The organism is Aeromonas sp. ASNIH7, from assembly GCF_002903485.1.
Lineage (GTDB): Bacteria > Pseudomonadota > Gammaproteobacteria > Enterobacterales > Aeromonadaceae > Aeromonas > Aeromonas caviae.
This window is the reverse complement of the sequence record NZ_CP026226.1, coordinates 2,207,501-2,223,191: the sequence shown is the minus strand read 5'-3', so window position 1 is coordinate 2,223,191 and position 15,691 is coordinate 2,207,501. Positions and strand designations below refer to the sequence as shown.

Genomic DNA, 15,691 nt, shown 5'->3' with positions numbered 1-15,691 from the left:
GTCAGCTCACCGTGGTCAGATTCGCCAAGTTCATTCCCTGACGGTTGAGACTCAGGTACTCGGTCAGATCGTCGAAGGGCAGCGGGCGGCTGAGCAGATACCCCTGGGTGAAGGCGCACCCCTTCTGGCAGAGGAAGTTGAGCTGCTCCCGTGTCTCCACCCCTTCGATCACCACCTGCATGCCGAGGTTGTGCACGATGTTGATGATGCCGTCGAGCAGCAGGCGGTCCTGCTCGTTGAAGGGAATATGGCGCACGAAGGAGCGATCGATCTTCACCAGATCCACCGGGAAGGTACGCAGGTAGTTCAGTGCCGAGTAGCCGGTGCCGAAGTCGTCGATGGCCAGCTTGCAGCCCGCCTCGCGCAGAGCATCGATCCGCACCCTGTGCTGATCGCTGGTCTCCATCAGCAGAGATTCGGTGATCTCGATGATGATGTCCGCCGGATCCAGCTCGAAGTGGCGGATCACCCTGAGCCACTCGTTGGCCTCCGGGTCTATGGTCTGGAACTCCAGGGTGGAGCGGTTGATGGACATCTGCAGATCCGGGAAGCCGGACTGCTGCAATCTGGCCAGATCCCGGCAAGACTGCCACAGCACCAGGGCACCCAGCCCCTGGATGAGCCCCGCCTCTTCCGCCAGCGGGATGAAATCCGCCGGTGAGACCTGACCCCAGTGGGGGTGATACCAGCGCACCAGGGCCTCCAGCTTGGCGACCCGGCCGCTGCGGTTGTCCCAGATGGGCTGGTAGGCCATGGTCAGCTGGCCCAGCTTGATGGCCTCCGCCAGATCGTGCTGCATCTGGTGGCGCTGGCTCACCTCTTCCCGCATGGAGGCGTTGTAGGTGCCGAGGGGGCGTCCCTGGCGCTTGGCGACGAACAGGGCCTGCTCGGCATTGCGCAAGAGCTCGTCGCTATCGCCGCCGTCATTGGGACAGAGGGTGATCCCCAGGGTGGCGGTCACATAGAGGTGCTGGTTGGCCAGCATGAAGGGGCGGGCAAAGCCGCCGATCACCTGCTTGGCAAACACCTCGGCCTGACGGCGGTTGACGATGCCGGGCACCAGGAAGGCAAACTCGTCGCCGCCGATGCGGGCCACCAGGTCCTCGGTGCGCACCCGGCTCACCAGCCGATCCGATACTTCCCGCAGCAGGGCGTCGCCCACATGGTGATCCATGCTGTTGTTGACCGCCTTGAAGTTGTTGAGGTCGAGCACCATGAGGGCGAAGCGCTCCCCCCGCTCGCAGAAGCGGGCCAGACAGCGACCGAACAGCCAGCGGTTGGGCAGGCCGGTGAGGTTGTCGTAGTTGGCCTGGGCGGCGATCTTCTGCTCCGCCAGCTTGGTCTGGGAAAGATCGCTGAAGATGGCGATGTACTGACTGATCTTGCCCCCTTCCCGCACGGCGCTGATCATCAGCTGCTGGGGATAAAGCTTGCCGTTCTTGCGCTTGTTCCACACCTCCCCACGCCAGATCCCCACCCGCTCCAGGGCGTGGTACATGTCCGCATAGAAGGTCTGATCGTGCAGTCCGGACTTGAGCATGCTGGGCCGCTGGCCACACGCCTCCTCCTCGCTGTAACCGGTGATCTTCTCGAAGGCCGGATTGACCGAGATGATGCGACTGTCGGCATCGCACACCAGAATGGCTTCGGAGAGGTTGTCATAGACCCGGTGGGAGAGCTTGAGCTGCTCCGCATGGCGCCTGATGGGATCGATGTTCTCCAGCACCACCATGAGATAGTCGGGGTGCATCTGCTCGTTGCGGATCAGGGTCACCGTCACCCGCCCCCACAGGACGGTCCCATCCCGATGGAGATAACGCTTCTCCTGAGTAAACGCGGGACGCTCTCCCCGCTTGAGGGCGTCGTAGAGCGCAATGCTGGTCTGCCAGTCGTCCGGATGGTTGATTTCGGCGACGGTGAGCTGTTGCAGCTCTTCCTGGCTGTAGCCGAGCATCTTCTCGATGGCCGGGTTCGCCCAGAGGATCTTGCCGCCCAGATCCACCTTGCCGATGCCCACGGGCGCATGGGACATCATGGTGTCCAGGAAGTGGTGATGTTCCGGTTGCGCCGGCTGCTCCTGGCTCTGGCGCTGCTGATACATCAGCGCCAGTTCACGACCGGCGAGCGGGGCCAGCAGACGCAGCAGGCCCACTATCTTCTCCATTCTCGGCATGGCCCGCTTGAACATGACGCTGCACAGGCCGATGGTCTCTCCCTCGGCGTTCTTGAGCGCGACGCCGGCATAGGCTCTCACCTCGCAGCGCTCCAGCACGGCGGCGTGGGGGAACAGCTGGCGGGTGCGATCACTGAACCAGGCTTCACCCTGTTGCATGGCGATCTCGCCCGGAGTGTCGGCGAGGGGGAAGCTGTAGGAGTTGATGTCGAGGGAGGCGGGATAGGCGGCATGCACGGTAAAGAACAGACCCGCCTGATCCTTGCCGGACACCAGGACGAAGTCAGCCCCCACCGCGTTGGCGATTTCACTCACAAAGGCATCAAAATATCCCTGACCACTCGAATGAGACAGGCTGGAGATGATTTGATAGACAGACTCGAGTGCTCGCCTCATGGCAAGGTTCTTTCTCTCCCTGGAAGGTAGAACCCGACTCTACTGAAGAGGCGGGGACAGTGCAAACATGCACTCGGCAAGATATTAAAAAGGCTTGGAAAAAGGGACCAAAAGGTCCCTTTTTCTATCAAAAATCACGTTTCGATCCCACTATGCCGCAAATGTGTACCTGCTTGAAGCTCCCGCAGTGGCGCGGCAGCTCATCCAATCGAGGCTCACTGTGGCGGCGGGACCTCACGCGGCGATACCGCTGTGACGCAGCAGCGCATCCACCTGGGGCTCCCTGCCACGGAAGGCACGGAACAGCTCCATCGGCTCCCTGGAGCCGCCCTTTTCCAGAATGTTCTTCAGGAAGGAGTGGCCCGTGGCCGGGTTGAAGATCCCCTCCTCCTCGAAGCGGGAGAAGGCGTCGGCAGAGAGTACCTCGGCCCACTTGTAGCTGTAGTAGCCCGCCGCGTAGCCGCCCGCGAAGATGTGGGAGAAGCTGTGCTGGAAGCGGTTGAACGCCGGAGGCGTCATCACGGCGACCTGGCTGCGCACCTCATCCAGCAGCGCAGGGATCTGATCCGCTCTGGTCGGGTCAAAGGTCTGGTGCAGACGGAAGTCGAACAGGGCGAACTCCAGCTGGCGCAGCATCTGCATCGCCGCCTGGAAGTTGCGGGCGGTCAGCATCTTCTCCAGCAGATCGGCGGGCAGCGGCTCCCCGGTCTCGTAATGGCCGGAGATGAAGGCCAGCGCCTCGGATTCCCAGCACCAGTTCTCGAGGAACTGGCTCGGCAGCTCCACCGCATCCCAGGCCACGCCGTTGATGCCGGCCACGCCGGCCACATCGATGCGGGTCAGCATGTGGTGAATGCCGTGGCCGAACTCGTGGAACAGGGTGACCACTTCGTTGTGGGTGAACAGGGCCGGTTTGCCGTCCACCGGGCCGTTGAAGTTGCAGGTCAGGTAGGCCACCGGCTTTTGCAGGGAGCCGTCCTGACGGTAGCGGCGACCCAGGCAGACATCCATCCAGGCGCCGCCCTGCTTGTGCTCGCGGGCGTAGAGATCCAGGTAGAAGCTGCCGCGCAGCTCGTCATCGGCGTCAAAGATGTCGTAGAAGCGCACGTCCGGGTGCCAGGTGTCGATGCCGAGACGCTCGCGCACCTTCATGCCGAACACCCGCTTGACCACCTCGAACAGCCCCTTCACGACCCGACCGGCGGGGAAATAAGGACGCAACTGCTCATCAGAGACCGAAAACTTGTGCTGTTTGAGCTTTTCTGCGTAATAGGCAAGATCCCAGGCCGCCAGTTCGTCCTGACCGTGCTGCTCGGCGGCAAAGGCGCGGATCTCCTCCAGCTCCGCCTTGCCTTGGGGCAGGGACTTGGCAGCCAGGTCGGTGAGGAACTCCACCACCTGCTCCGGCTTGTCCGCCATCTTGGTCGCGAGGGAGAGTTCGGCATAGTTGGCAAAGCCCAGCAGTCGGGCCAGCTCCCGGCGCAGGGTGAGCAACTCGGTCATGATGGCGGAGTTGTCCCACTTGCCAGCGTTGGGGCCCTGGTCGGAGGCGCGGGTGGTGAAGGCCTCATACAGCTCGGCACGCAGGGCGCGGCTGTCGGCATACATCATCACCGGCAGGTAGGAGGGGATGTCCAGGGTGAACAGCCACCCCTCCTTGCCCTTGAGTTCGGCCATCTGGCGCGCGGCAGCCTGGGCGCTCGCGGGCAGACCAGCCAGCTCGGCCTCGTCGGTCACCAGCTTGTGCCAGCCCTGGGTCGCGTCCAGCACGTTGTTGCTGAAACGGGAGGCAAGCTCCGAGAGGCGGGCCTGGATCTCGCCGTAACGCTGCTGCGCCTCGGCAGGCAGACCGATGCCGGAGAGGCGGAAATCGCGCAGGGTGTTCAGGATCTCCTTGCGCTGGGCATCATCCAGCCGGGGGAAGTCATCGCTCTCGGAGAGGGCCAGATAGGCTTGATAGAGCCCTTCATGCTGACCGACATAGGTCTGGAATTCGGAAAGCAGCGGCAGGCAAGCATCGTGAGCCGCCCGCAGCGCCTCGCTGTTCTGCACGGCGTTGAGGTGGCTGATGGGGGACCAGATCCGGGAGAGGCGGTCGTTGACCTCTTCCAGCGGGGCGATCAGGCTGTCCCAGGTGTGAGGCTCCTTCTGGGCCAGCACATCCTCAATCTTCTGTTTGCAATCGGCGATGGCCTGCGTCACGGCAGGTTGCACCTGATCGGGCTGGATCTGGCTGAAGGGAGGCAGCGAGTCCATTGTCAGCAAAGGGTTAGTCATCTGCGGTACCTCTAAATGCTCTGCAGCCCCTGCCGTCCAGAAGCCTGCTTGGACCATCTAAGATGTAGGCAGAAACCCCATTTATCAAGCCTTTGCCGCCAAGAGACGGGCTTGTTGCCCACTTTTTCAGGCATTTTGTTCATAAAACCAGCACTTCATCTGCCAGAGACGACAATGCCGGCCCGAGGGCCGGCATTGTGAGGGCATGGACACTCCCCGCCTCAGCGTCGGGCGTCCTCTTTCAACCACTGGGCGACCCGCTTGGCGAAGTAGGTGAGGATGCCATCGGCCCCGGCCCGCTTGAAGCAGAGCAGGGATTCCATCACGCACTCTTTCTCCTTGAGCCAGCCATTCTGGATCGCCGCCATGTGCATGGCGTACTCGCCGCTCACCTGATAGGCGAAGGTTGGCACGCCGAACTGATCCTTCACCCGGCGGATGATGTCCAGATAGGGCATGCCCGGCTTGACCATCACGCTGTCCGCCCCTTCGGCGATGTCGAGGGCCACCTCGTGCAGGGCTTCGTTGCCGTTGGCCGGGTCCATCTGGTAGGTGGCCTTGTTGCTCTTGCCGAGGTTGGCGGCGGAGCCCACCGCATCGCGGAACGGGCCGTAGTAGTGGGAGGCGTACTTGGCGGAGTAGGCCATGATCTGCACGTTGACGAAGCCATTCTCCTCCAGCGCCGCGCGGATGGCACCGATGCGGCCGTCCATCATGTCGGACGGTGCCACCATGTCGGCCCCGGCGGCGGCATGGGAGAGCGCCTGCTTCACCAGGATCTCGGTGGTGATGTCGTTCTGCACATAGCCTTCGTCATCGATGATGCCGTCCTGGCCATGGGTGGTGAAGGGGTCGAGCGCCACATCGGTGATGACCCCGAGCTCCGGGAAGCGAGCCTTGAGGGCACGGGTCGCCCGCTGGGCCAGGGCATCCGGGTTGTAAGCCTCTTCCGCCATCAGACTCTTTCTCTCCAGCGGCGTCACCGGGAACAGGGCCACCGCCGGCACACCCAGGGCCACCAGTTCGGCGGCCTCTTCGAGCAGCAGATCGATGGAGAGCCTGTCCACCCCCGGCATGGAGGCAACGGCCTCTCGCTGACCCTCCCCCTCCAGCACGAACACGGGATAGATGAGATCGTCGACGGTCAGTACGTTCTCGCGCACCAGGCGGCGGCTGAAGTCATGTTTGCGCACCCGGCGCAGGCGACGGCCCGGGAAGGCCCCCGGAAGAGTTGTGGCCATGAATCACTCCAAAAGCGGAAGTTGGAAGAATGCGGCGGAGGTGGCCCGGGTATGGGCCAGCAAGGCCTCGGGCGCTTCACCACGGCAGGCCGCCACCACCTGGGCGATGTGCGGCAAAAAAGCGGGTTCGTTGCGTTTGGGCCTGGGTTTCAGATCCCGCGGCACTAGGTAGGGGGCGTCCGTCTCTATCATCAGGCGACCCGCCGGAATGCGGGCCACCTGCTCGCGCAGCAGCTGGCCACGGCGCTCGTCACAGAGCCAGCCGGTCACCCCGATATGCAGCCCCAGCGCCAGGCACTCGTCCAGCTCGGCGTCGGAGCCGGTGAAGCAGTGCAGCACGGCCCCCGGCAGGCGGGGCAACCAGGGGCGCAGGATCTCGACGAATTTGTCATGGGCATCGCGGCAGTGCAGAAACACCGGCATCCCGAGCTCGGCGGCGAGCGCCAGCTGGGCGTCAAACACCGCATCCTGCACCGGGCGGGGGGAGAAATCCCGGTTGTAGTCGAGACCGCACTCGCCGATAGCCACCACCTGGGGCAGGGCCGCCAGTTCCCGCAGGGCGGGCAGGGTCGCCTCATTGACGCTTTTGGCATCATGGGGATGTACCCCGGCGGTGGAGAAGCAGTAACCGGGCCAGCGGGCGGCCAATGCGGCACTTTCGCGGCTGCCGGCCAGATCGGTGCCGGTCAGGATCAGGGCTTCCACCCCGGCGGCGCGCGCGCGTTCCACCAGGTCGGCTTGTTCGCCTGCGAACTGGCTGCTGGTCAGGTTCAAACCGATGTCGATCATGGAGTCAGGGGTTCCGGACAAACGAGGTGCATATCAGGCATTTGAAAACCATCTACTCGATGGAGCCTTACCATACGCCTCGAACGGATGCATGAAAAGAGGAAGGGAGCCTCAGCTCCCCTCTTCCGTTTGTTGCTGCTCTTCGTCCTCTTTCTTCACGTAGAAGCGGGCGAAGAACAGACCTATCTCCCACAGGCCCCACATGGGGATCGCGAGCAGGGTCTGGGAGAAGACATCGGGCGGCGTCAGCAACATGCCGACCACGAAGACCCCGACGATGACGTAGGGGCGCTTCTCCTTCAGGCTCCTGGGGGTGGTCACCCCGGTCCAGCAGAGCAGTATGGTGGCCACCGGGATCTCGAACGCCACCCCGAACGCGAAGAACAGGGTCAGCACGAAGTCCAGGTAGCTGGCGATGTCGGTCGCCACCGTCACCCCGGCGGGGGCGGTACTGGTGAAGAAGCCGAACACCAGGGGGAACACCACGTAGTAGGCGAACGCCATCCCCGCGTAGAACAGCACTGCGCTGGAGGCCACCAGGGGCAGGATCAGCCGCCGTTCGTGCTGGTACAGACCGGGTGCGATGAAAGCCCAGGCCTGATAGAGCAGATAGGGGATCGCCACGAAGAAGGAGACCACCAGGGTCAGCTTGATGGGCGTGATGAAGGGCGTCGCCACATCCGTCGCTATCATGCTGGTGCCTGCCGGCAACTGGCTGAGCAGCGGCTGGGCCACGAAGTCGTAGATGTTGTTGGAGAAGTAGATGAGCGCGATGAACACCAGCAGGATGGCGGAGATGGCGCGCAGCAGACGGGTTCTCAGCTCCACCAGATGGCTGATGAGGGGTTGTTCTGCCTGACTCATGGCTTCACCTCCCCTCTGGCTGCGGACTCGCTGGCAAGCACAGGCTCGCTCTCTCGCTGGCTGTTGACCGGTGGCACCTCTGGGGTCGCGGGCACCGAGGCCGCCACCGGAATGGCTGGCTCAGCCTGGGCGGGCTCCCGAGGCGGGCGGATCTCGTTCTCCCCCTGATAGGGACGATTCACCGACTGGGCGGCCGCTTTCAACTGCTCGATGGACTCCTGCAACTCGGGGCTCAGGTTGTTCATCTGCAACCGTTCGGCCTTCTTCAGATCGTTGTGCAGATCCTGCAACTTGAGCTCCTGCTCAAGCTCGGCCTTGACCGAGTTGGCGGTGCTGCGGATCAGCCTTATCCAGTGGCTGGCGGTGCGGATCGCGACCGGCAACCGCTCGGGGCCCAGCACCACCAGGGCGACGACGCCGATGACGACCAGCTCCCAAAAACCGATGTCGAACATGGCTTAGGCCTGATCTTTGTCTTTCTGCTTGGCGGCTTCGGCGTTGCTGGCCGTCTCGTTCAACTGCTTGGTCGGAAACTCGGCATCTTTCTGCTCGGGTTTGGTGTCGGCCGGCTCATCGGAGAGCGCCTTCTTGAACCCCTTGACCGCCGCGCCCAGATCGCCGCCGATACCGCGCAATTTCTTGGTGCCGAACAACAGCACGACGATGACTGCGATGATCAACAACTGCCAAATACTGATACCACCCATGACTTTCTCTCCGGATAGGCGCCCGATGGCGCAGGTTATTTAATGGGAACGGGTTCGCAACCAACCCAGCAGCCAGCATAACCCGGCGCCGGCGAGGCTGATTTGTCCCCACTCAATGTGTTGTTTCTGGGTCAGCAAGAATACACCCGCGAGCAGCAGGCTGGCTCCAACCCCTAAGAGGTAGCGGGCCTGCCCCTGACGGCGACTGTGGCGACGGAAATCGGCAAACATCTGGTCGAAGTGGTGCTGCTGATGGCGGGCCTGACGCAGGGTCTCATAGACCAGCTCCGGCAGCTCCGGCAGTTTCTCCGCCCAGAACGGCGCCTTCTCCTTGATGGCATTCCACACCGCCTTGGGGCCGACCTGCTCGTGCATCCAGTTCTCCAGATAGGGCTTGGCGGTCTGCCACAAATCCAGCTGGGGATAGAGCTGGCGACCCAGCCCTTCCACATAGAGCAGGGTCTTTTGCAGCAGCACCAGCTGCGGCTGCACCTGCATGTTGAAGCGACGGGCGGTGTTGAACAGATTGAGCAGCACGTGGCCGAAGGAGATCTCGGAGAGCGGTTTCTCGAAGATGGGCTCCAGCACGGTGCGGATGGCGAACTCGAACTCGTCCACCTTGGTATCGGGCGGTACCCAGCCTGACTCCACGTGCAGCTCGGCCACACGGCGGTAGTCGCGATTGAAGAAGGCGAGGAAGTTCTCCGCCAGGTAGCGCTTGTCTTCCCGGTTGAGGGTGCCGACGATGCCGCAGTCGATGCCGATCCAGAGCGGATTCTCCGGGTGTTCGAAAGAGACGAAGATGTTACCCGGGTGCATGTCGGCGTGGAAGAAGCTGTCGCGGAACACCTGGGTGAAGAACACCTCCACCCCGCGCTCGGCCAGCAGCTTCATGTTGGTGCCGTTGGCTTCCAGCGCGGCAATGTCGGAGACCGGAATGCCGTAGATACGCTCCATCACCAGCACCTGCTCACGGCAATGGTCCGTGAACACCTCGGGCACATAGAGCGCCTCGGAGCCGGTGAAGTTGCGGCGCAGCTGGATGGCGTTGGCCGCTTCGCGCATCAGGTTGAGCTCGTCGAGTATGGTCTTGCGATACTCCTCCACCACCTCGACGGGGCGCAGTCGTCCGCTCTGGGGCACGAAACGGGCCACCAGACGGGCCAGGGCCTGCATCAGGCGCAGGTCGGCCTCGATGACCGGCTCGATATCGGGACGGATCACCTTGATGACGATCTCGCGGCCGTTCTCCTTCAACCGGGCGGTGTGCACCTGGGCGATGGAGGCGGATGCCAGCGGCGTCTCGTCGAAGTCATCGAACAGAGTCTCGACGGGGCAACCCAGGCTCTCTTCTATCTGGCGACGGGCGGCCTGACCACAGAAGGGAGGCACCCTGTCCTGCAGCAGGGCCAGCTCTTCGGCAATGTCAGGAGGCAGCAGGTCTCGGCGGGTCGAGAGCATCTGGCCGAACTTGATGAAGATGGGGCCCAGGGCCTCGAAGGCGAGGCGAATGCGGGCGCCACGGCTCATGCCTTGTTGCTTGTTCTTGAGCCAGAACAGACTGCGACGGGCCAGACGGCCAGGCCAGGGCTGATAACGGGCGGGCACCAGCTCGTCGATGCCCTGTTCCAGCAGGATGCTGACGATGCGATAGAGGCGTTTGAACTCCTTCGGGGTCATCAGCTCACCTGCTGTTCGAGGCGGGCAAGCCGCAACTCGATCGCCTTCATCTGTTGGGCCAGCTCTTCGACATCGTCATTGAAGCTCGCCACTTCCAGCGGACCCGGGGCAAGCCTCGCCTCCTCGGTCAAATACTCGGCCACTTGACGCTGGGAACGGCACAACTCTCGCCCCACAAAACGGCGAGCCTGACGGGCACCACTGCACAGGGTGTGGGCCACCACATCGCCGGTGTAGCGGGACAGCTCCTCTTCCCAGTCGATATCGAGCTCGCCAAGCAGGGCGCTGAATGCCTGCACCAGCTGGGGGTCACCGCTCAGGTCCAGCTTCTCCTCGCGGATATAGCGGGTCAGGGCGGAAGGCTCTTTGAGCAGGCCGAGGGCGGTCAGGGAGAGGCTCAGCACCGCATCCGCCTCCCCTTCAAACCTGGCCAGCACATCCAGACGGCGCTCCGAGAAGACAAACCAGAGCGGCTTGAGCTCGCGCAGCTCCAGTTTGAGTACCTTGCCCGTCAGCTTGCGCAGCCGCTCCGGGCTCTGTTTGTCCAGGGCCAGCAACTGGTTGAGGCTGGTTTCGATCACTGCGGTGACCATGGCATCCATCGGCATAGGCGACCTTAAAACTTGTAACCGCGGTGCAGGGCAACCACGCCCTGGGTCAGGTTGTAGAACTCAACCTGTTCGAACCCGACATTCTCCATCATGCCTGCCAGGGTCTGCTGATCCGGGTGCATGCGGATGGATTCCGCCAGGTATTTGTAACTTTCGCTGTCATTCGCGACGATTTCGCCCATTTTCGGCAGCAATTTGAAGGAGTAGAGATCATACAGCTTGGCGATCACTTCGCTCACCGGCTTGGAGAACTCCAGCACCAGCAGGCGGCCACCCGGCTTGAGCACCCGGAACATGGAGGCAAGCGCCTTGTCCTTGTCGGTGACGTTGCGCAGGCCGAAGCCGATGGTGATGACGTCGAAGTGGTTGTCCGGGAAGGGGAGCGCCTCGGCATTGGCCTGTACGTAGGAGACGTTGTTGGCCACCCCCAGGTTGCGCAGCTTGTCGCGGCCCACTTTCAGCATGGAGTCGTTGATGTCCGCCAGGACCACCTGACCGGTCTCGCCCACGATGCGGGAGAACTTGGCGGTCAAATCCCCTGTGCCGCCAGCCAGATCCAGCACCTTCTGTCCTTTGCGGACACCGGAGCAGTCGATGGTAAAGCGCTTCCAGAGGCGATGGATGCCGAACGACATCAGATCGTTCATCAGATCGTACTTGGCCGCTACCGAATGAAAGACACCGGCGACCAGGGTTTCCTTCTCGGTCGCTGCCACGGTTTTATAGCCAAAATGCGTAGTAGTAGTCTGTTCCGACATCCCTCAAATACCCATAGAGCAAAGAATGGCCGCCAGTTTACCAGAGCCGATGGCGTGCGGACACCTCAAACCCGGCTTGCGACCAACTGCATACCCAGCACGACCATGGCCAGACAGAGGAACAGATTGAGACCGATATTGAGCAGCGCCTTCAGATAGGCCCCTTGCTGGGCCAGCACGACCGTGTCGAGGGCAAAGGAGGAGAAGGTGGTCAAGGCGCCGAGGATACCCACCATCAGCAATGGCTTCATCGGGTGTTCCACCACGTGACCATGGCTGATCAGGGCATAGGCAATCCCCATGATGAAGGAACCCACCACGTTGACCACCAGGGTGCCATAGGGAAAGTGGCGTCCCAGCAGCCATGCCATCAGCTCGGCGATGCCAAAGCGCAGGCAGGCACCGAAGGCGCCCCCGACAGCGACAAATAACCAGGTTTGCATCAAGCAGTCTCCAAGATTGTCAGGTTGGCATTATGCAAAATCTCGACAGCAGGGGACAGCCGGGCAATTAATCGACCCGGCAAGACCCTAGCGGCGAAAGTCTACCCGTTCTGGATTCACAAGATGGAGGGTCGTCTCGGCCGGGCGAGTATCGGCGATGACTCTGCCATGACGGATGGAATAACATACCGGCACCTGGCGGCGCACCGCATCGAAACCATTCTCTGCAGGAAGGATCAGCAGGTTGGCGGGCTTGCCCACCTCGATGCCGTAGCGATCCTGCACGTTCAGGGTGCGGGCACTGTGACAGCTGATCAGCTTGAGACTGTCGTTGATCTGTTCGTAGCCCATGATCTGGCAGACATGCAGCCCCATATGCAGCACCTGCAACATGTTGGCCGTGCCCATGGGATACCAGGGATCGAACACGTCGTCGTGGCCGAAGCAGACGTTGATGTTCGCCTCCAGCATCTCCTTCACCCGGGTGATGCCACGACGCTTGGGATAGGTATCGAAGCGCCCCTGCAGGTGAATGTTTACCAGCGGATTGGCGACGAAGTTGATGTCCGCCATCCTGAGCAGCCGGAACAGCCGCGAGGCATAGGCTCCGTTATAGGAGTGCATGGCGGTGGTGTGGCTGGCGGTTACCCTATGGCCAATACCGCGCTCGTAGGCCAAGGTTGCCAGCGTCTCGATAAAACGGGACTGTTCGTCATCGATTTCGTCGCAATGCACATCCACCAGAACCTGATATTTCTCCGCAAGATCGAAGACGTAGTGCAGACTCTCGACCCCGTACTCCCGGGTAAACTCGAAATGGGGGATGGCACCGATCACGTCGGCCCCCAGCTTGAGAGCCTCTTCCAGCAATGCCTTGCCGTTGGGGTAGGAGAGGATCCCCTCCTGTGGGAAGGCCACTATCTGCAGCTCCACCCACTCCTTCATCTCCTCCCGCACCTCCAGCATCGCCTTCAGGGCGACCAGATTGGGGTCGGAAACATCCACGTGAGTCCGCACGAACTGGATGCCGTTGGCAATCTGCCATTTCAGTGTCTGGATGGCGCGTTGTTTCACATCCTCATGGGTCAGCAGCGCCTTGCGCTCGGCCCAACGCTCGATCCCCTCGAACAGGGTGCCGGAGAGGTTCCAGCTCGGCTCGCCAGCCGTCTGGGTTGTATCGAGGTGAATGTGCGGTTCGATAAAGGGGGGGATGACAAGGCCTTGCTCACCATCAAGCTCGCGGGCAGAGAGCAGCTGAGTGCTCATGGGCTCGATGGCCCGGATCACGCCTCCCTGACAGAGGATTTGCCACATCCCTTCCCTGCCCGCCAGACGCACATTCCTAATCAGCATGTTCTTCCCCTTCGAAAGCGTAGTTGTCTTTGCCAATCCACAACTTAGCCCGGATCCCTTTAATAGAGAAGCGCCGCCCGGAAAGCATACGGGATAGAAAGGGAAGATATGTCAGCAACAAGAAGGTGCGACATTGCAGGACTGCAATTTGCGATGGATGGCCGAAAGGCAGATACAAAAAAGCCTCCCGATTGGGAGGCTTTCTCATTTAATGGTGCTGATACCCAGAATCGAACTGGGGACCTCATCCTTACCAAGGATGCGCTCTACCGACTGAGCCATATCAGCACACTAACCGATAAAGACCACGCTCAATGCGTAATCTAAAATTGGGTGCCTGGCAGTGTCCTACTCTCGCATGGCGAATGCCACACTACCATCGGCGCTACAGCGTTTCACTTCTGAGTTCGGCATGGGGTCAGGTGGTTCCACTGCGCTATTGCCGCCAGGCAAAATCTTAATCCAGAAAGCTGACGTGAGTAGTGATGTTGCACTTGGCTTGTCACTATCACTGAATTAGGTAAGTAGTCTCGCACTTGCTACAAGGCCAGAAACACTTCTTGGGTGTTGTATGGTTAAGCCTCACGGGTAATTAGTATGGGTTAGCTCAACGTATCGCTACGCTTACACACCCCACCTATCAACGTTGTGGTCTCCAACGGCCCTTTAGGACCCTCAAGGGGTCAGGGATGACTCATCTCAGGGCTCGCTTCCCGCTTAGATGCTTTCAGCGGTTATCGATTCCGAACTTAGCTACCGGGCAGTGCCACTGGCGTGACAACCCGAACACCAGAGGTTCGTTCACTCCGGTCCTCTCGTACTAGGAGCAACTCCCTTCAATCATCCAACGCCCACGGCAGATAGGGACCGAACTGTCTCACGACGTTCTGAACCCAGCTCGCGTACCACTTTAAATGGCGAACAGCCATACCCTTGGGACCGACTTCAGCCCCAGGATGTGATGAGCCGACATCGAGGTGCCAAACACCGCCGTCGATATGAACTCTTGGGCGGTATCAGCCTGTTATCCCCGGAGTACCTTTTATCCGTTGAGCGATGGCCCTTCCATTCAGAACCACCGGATCACTATGACCTACTTTCGTACCTGCTCGACCTGTCCGTCTCGCAGTTAAGCTGGCTTATGCCATTGCACTAACCTCCTGATGTCCGACCAGGATTAGCCAACCTTCGTGCTCCTCCGTTACTCTTTGGGAGGAGACCGCCCCAGTCAAACTACCCACCAGGCACTGTCCGCGAGCCCGATTCAGGGCCCTGCGTTAGAACATCAAACATACAAGGGTGGTATTTCAAGGACGGCTCCAGCGCAACTGGCGTCACGCCTTCAAAGCCTCCCACCTATCCTACACATGTAGGTTCAATGTTCAGTGCCAAGCTGTAGTAAAGGTTCACGGGGTCTTTCCGTCTAGCCGCGGGTACACCGCATCTTCACGGCGAATTCGATTTCACTGAGTCTCGGGTGGAGACAGCATGGCCATGGTTACACCATTCGTGCAGGTCGGAACTTACCCGACAAGGAATTTCGCTACCTTAGGACCGTTATAGTTACGGCCGCCGTTTACCGGGGCTTCGATCAAGAGCTTCGCTTGCGCTAACCCCATCAATTAACCTTCCGGCACCGGGCAGGTGTCACACCCTATACGTCCACTTTCGTGTTTGCAGAGTGCTGTGTTTTTGATAAACAGTCCCAGCCATCTGGTCACTGCGACTCCCGACAGCTCCATCCGCAAGGGACTTCACCATCAAGAGCGAACCTTCTCCCGAAGTTACGGTTCTATTTTGCCTAGTTCCTTCACCCGAGTTCTCTCAAGCGCCTTGGTATTCTCTACCCGACCACCTGTGTCGGTTTGGGGTACGATGACTTGTAATCTGAAGCTTAGAGGCTTTTCCTGGAAGCAGGGCATCAATGGCTTCCGCACCGTGGTGCGTTCGTCTCGTGTCTCAGTGTTGTGTCTCCGGATTTGCCTAGAAACACCACCTACGCACTTTCACCAGGACAACCGTCGCCTGGCCCACCTAGCCTTCTCCGTCCCCCCATCGCAATTACAAGTCGTGCAGGAATATTAACCTGCTTCCCATCGATTACGCCTTTCGGCCTCACCTTAGGGGTCGACTCACCCTGCCCCGATTAACGTTGGACAGGAACCCTTGGTCTTCCGGCGAGGAGGCTTTTCACCCCCTTTATCGTTACTTACGTCAGCATTCGCACTTCTGATATCTCCAGCATGCCTCTCGACACACCTTCGCAGACTTACAGAACGCTCCCCTACCACTCACACTTAGTGTGAATCCGCGGCTTCGGTGCCTGGTTTGAGCCCCGTTACATCTTCCGCGCAGGCCGACTCGACTAGTGAGCTATTACGCTTTCTTTAAATGATGGC

At 60.8% G+C, this 15,691-nt stretch carries 12 protein-coding genes, 1 tRNA gene and 2 rRNA genes (1 of these 15 only partly in view); all 15 read right to left on the bottom strand.

Features of this window, described 5'->3' with window-relative positions:
• Position 1 precedes the first annotated feature (1 nt).
• Positions 2-2,569, bottom strand: a complete 2,568-nt coding sequence (locus tag C2U47_RS10460) for a putative bifunctional diguanylate cyclase/phosphodiesterase (protein WP_043155406.1) — start codon at positions 2,567-2,569, stop codon at positions 2-4.
• Between the two features lie 234 nt (positions 2,570-2,803).
• Positions 2,804-4,846, bottom strand: a complete 2,043-nt coding sequence (prlC, locus tag C2U47_RS10455; protein ID WP_043155404.1) for an oligopeptidase A — start codon at positions 4,844-4,846, stop codon at positions 2,804-2,806.
• A 221-nt stretch (positions 4,847-5,067) separates the two neighbouring features.
• Entirely contained in the window at positions 5,068-6,087 is a 1,020-nt protein-coding gene (gene hemB, locus C2U47_RS10450) for a porphobilinogen synthase (RefSeq protein WP_039041081.1), read from the bottom strand.
• A gap of 3 nt (positions 6,088-6,090) precedes the next feature.
• Positions 6,091-6,876, bottom strand: coding sequence for a TatD family hydrolase (locus C2U47_RS10445; RefSeq protein WP_049636359.1), 786 nt, complete (start codon positions 6,874-6,876; stop codon positions 6,091-6,093).
• A gap of 111 nt (positions 6,877-6,987) precedes the next feature.
• Complete coding sequence (gene tatC / locus C2U47_RS10440) at positions 6,988-7,740, bottom strand: twin-arginine translocase subunit TatC (RefSeq protein ID WP_010672360.1); 753 nt, start codon at positions 7,738-7,740, stop codon at positions 6,988-6,990.
• Positions 7,737-8,195, bottom strand: coding sequence for a Sec-independent protein translocase protein TatB (tatB, locus tag C2U47_RS10435; protein ID WP_049636358.1), 459 nt, complete (start codon positions 8,193-8,195; stop codon positions 7,737-7,739). The genes tatC and tatB overlap by 4 nt, the downstream gene beginning before the upstream one ends.
• A gap of 3 nt (positions 8,196-8,198) precedes the next feature.
• A complete protein-coding gene (gene tatA, locus C2U47_RS10430) occupies positions 8,199-8,447 on the bottom strand; it encodes a Sec-independent protein translocase subunit TatA (RefSeq protein WP_010672358.1) in 249 nt (82 codons plus the stop codon).
• Positions 8,448-8,486: 39 nt separating this feature from the next.
• A complete protein-coding gene (gene ubiB, locus C2U47_RS10425; protein WP_010672357.1) occupies positions 8,487-10,127 on the bottom strand; it encodes a ubiquinone biosynthesis regulatory protein kinase UbiB in 1,641 nt (546 codons plus the stop codon).
• Positions 10,127-10,735: a ubiquinone biosynthesis accessory factor UbiJ gene (locus C2U47_RS10420; protein ID WP_029313421.1), complete on the bottom strand. Its 609-nt coding sequence runs from the start codon at positions 10,733-10,735 to the stop codon at positions 10,127-10,129. Before C2U47_RS10420 ends, ubiB begins: the two co-directional genes overlap by 1 nt.
• Positions 10,736-10,743: 8 nt before the next feature.
• The gene (gene ubiE / locus C2U47_RS10415; protein ID WP_039041078.1) at positions 10,744-11,496 is read right to left on the bottom strand and encodes a bifunctional demethylmenaquinone methyltransferase/2-methoxy-6-polyprenyl-1,4-benzoquinol methylase UbiE; all 753 of its coding nucleotides are present in this window, start codon (positions 11,494-11,496) and stop codon (positions 10,744-10,746) included.
• Positions 11,497-11,561: 65 nt separating this feature from the next.
• Complete coding sequence (gene crcB, locus C2U47_RS10410; protein WP_039041077.1) at positions 11,562-11,939, bottom strand: fluoride efflux transporter CrcB; 378 nt, start codon at positions 11,937-11,939, stop codon at positions 11,562-11,564.
• Between the two features lie 87 nt (positions 11,940-12,026).
• Positions 12,027-13,292: a cytosine deaminase gene (locus C2U47_RS10405; protein WP_049636357.1), complete on the bottom strand. Its 1,266-nt coding sequence runs from the start codon at positions 13,290-13,292 to the stop codon at positions 12,027-12,029.
• A 212-nt stretch (positions 13,293-13,504) separates the two neighbouring features.
• A tRNA-Thr gene (locus C2U47_RS10400) sits at positions 13,505-13,580 on the bottom strand.
• Between the two features lie 47 nt (positions 13,581-13,627).
• Positions 13,628-13,742, bottom strand: a 5S ribosomal RNA gene (rrf, locus tag C2U47_RS10395).
• A gap of 121 nt (positions 13,743-13,863) precedes the next feature.
• Positions 13,864-15,691: ribosomal RNA gene (locus C2U47_RS10390) — 23S ribosomal RNA — on the bottom strand (it continues 1,061 nt past the right edge of the window).

Excerpts from the sequence above, each read along its gene's own strand:
- C2U47_RS10460 (WP_043155406.1), bottom strand. The coding sequence starts at position 2,569 with ATGAGGCGAGCACTCGAGTCTGTCTATCAAATCATCTCCAGCCTGTCT.
- prlC (WP_043155404.1), bottom strand. The coding sequence starts at position 4,846 with ATGACTAACCCTTTGCTGACAATGGACTCGCTGCCTCCCTTCAGCCAG.
- hemB (WP_039041081.1), bottom strand. The coding sequence starts at position 6,087 with ATGGCCACAACTCTTCCGGGGGCCTTCCCGGGCCGTCGCCTGCGCCGG.
- C2U47_RS10445 (WP_049636359.1), bottom strand. The coding sequence starts at position 6,876 with ATGATCGACATCGGTTTGAACCTGACCAGCAGCCAGTTCGCAGGCGAA.
- tatC (WP_010672360.1), bottom strand. The coding sequence starts at position 7,740 with ATGAGTCAGGCAGAACAACCCCTCATCAGCCATCTGGTGGAGCTGAGA.
- tatB (WP_049636358.1), bottom strand. The coding sequence starts at position 8,195 with ATGTTCGACATCGGTTTTTGGGAGCTGGTCGTCATCGGCGTCGTCGCC.
- tatA (WP_010672358.1), bottom strand. The coding sequence starts at position 8,447 with ATGGGTGGTATCAGTATTTGGCAGTTGTTGATCATCGCAGTCATCGTC.
- ubiB (WP_010672357.1), bottom strand. The coding sequence starts at position 10,127 with ATGACCCCGAAGGAGTTCAAACGCCTCTATCGCATCGTCAGCATCCTG.
- C2U47_RS10420 (WP_029313421.1), bottom strand. The coding sequence starts at position 10,735 with ATGCCGATGGATGCCATGGTCACCGCAGTGATCGAAACCAGCCTCAAC.
- ubiE (WP_039041078.1), bottom strand. The coding sequence starts at position 11,496 with ATGTCGGAACAGACTACTACTACGCATTTTGGCTATAAAACCGTGGCA.
- crcB (WP_039041077.1), bottom strand. The coding sequence starts at position 11,939 with ATGCAAACCTGGTTATTTGTCGCTGTCGGGGGCGCCTTCGGTGCCTGC.
- C2U47_RS10405 (WP_049636357.1), bottom strand. The coding sequence starts at position 13,292 with ATGCTGATTAGGAATGTGCGTCTGGCGGGCAGGGAAGGGATGTGGCAA.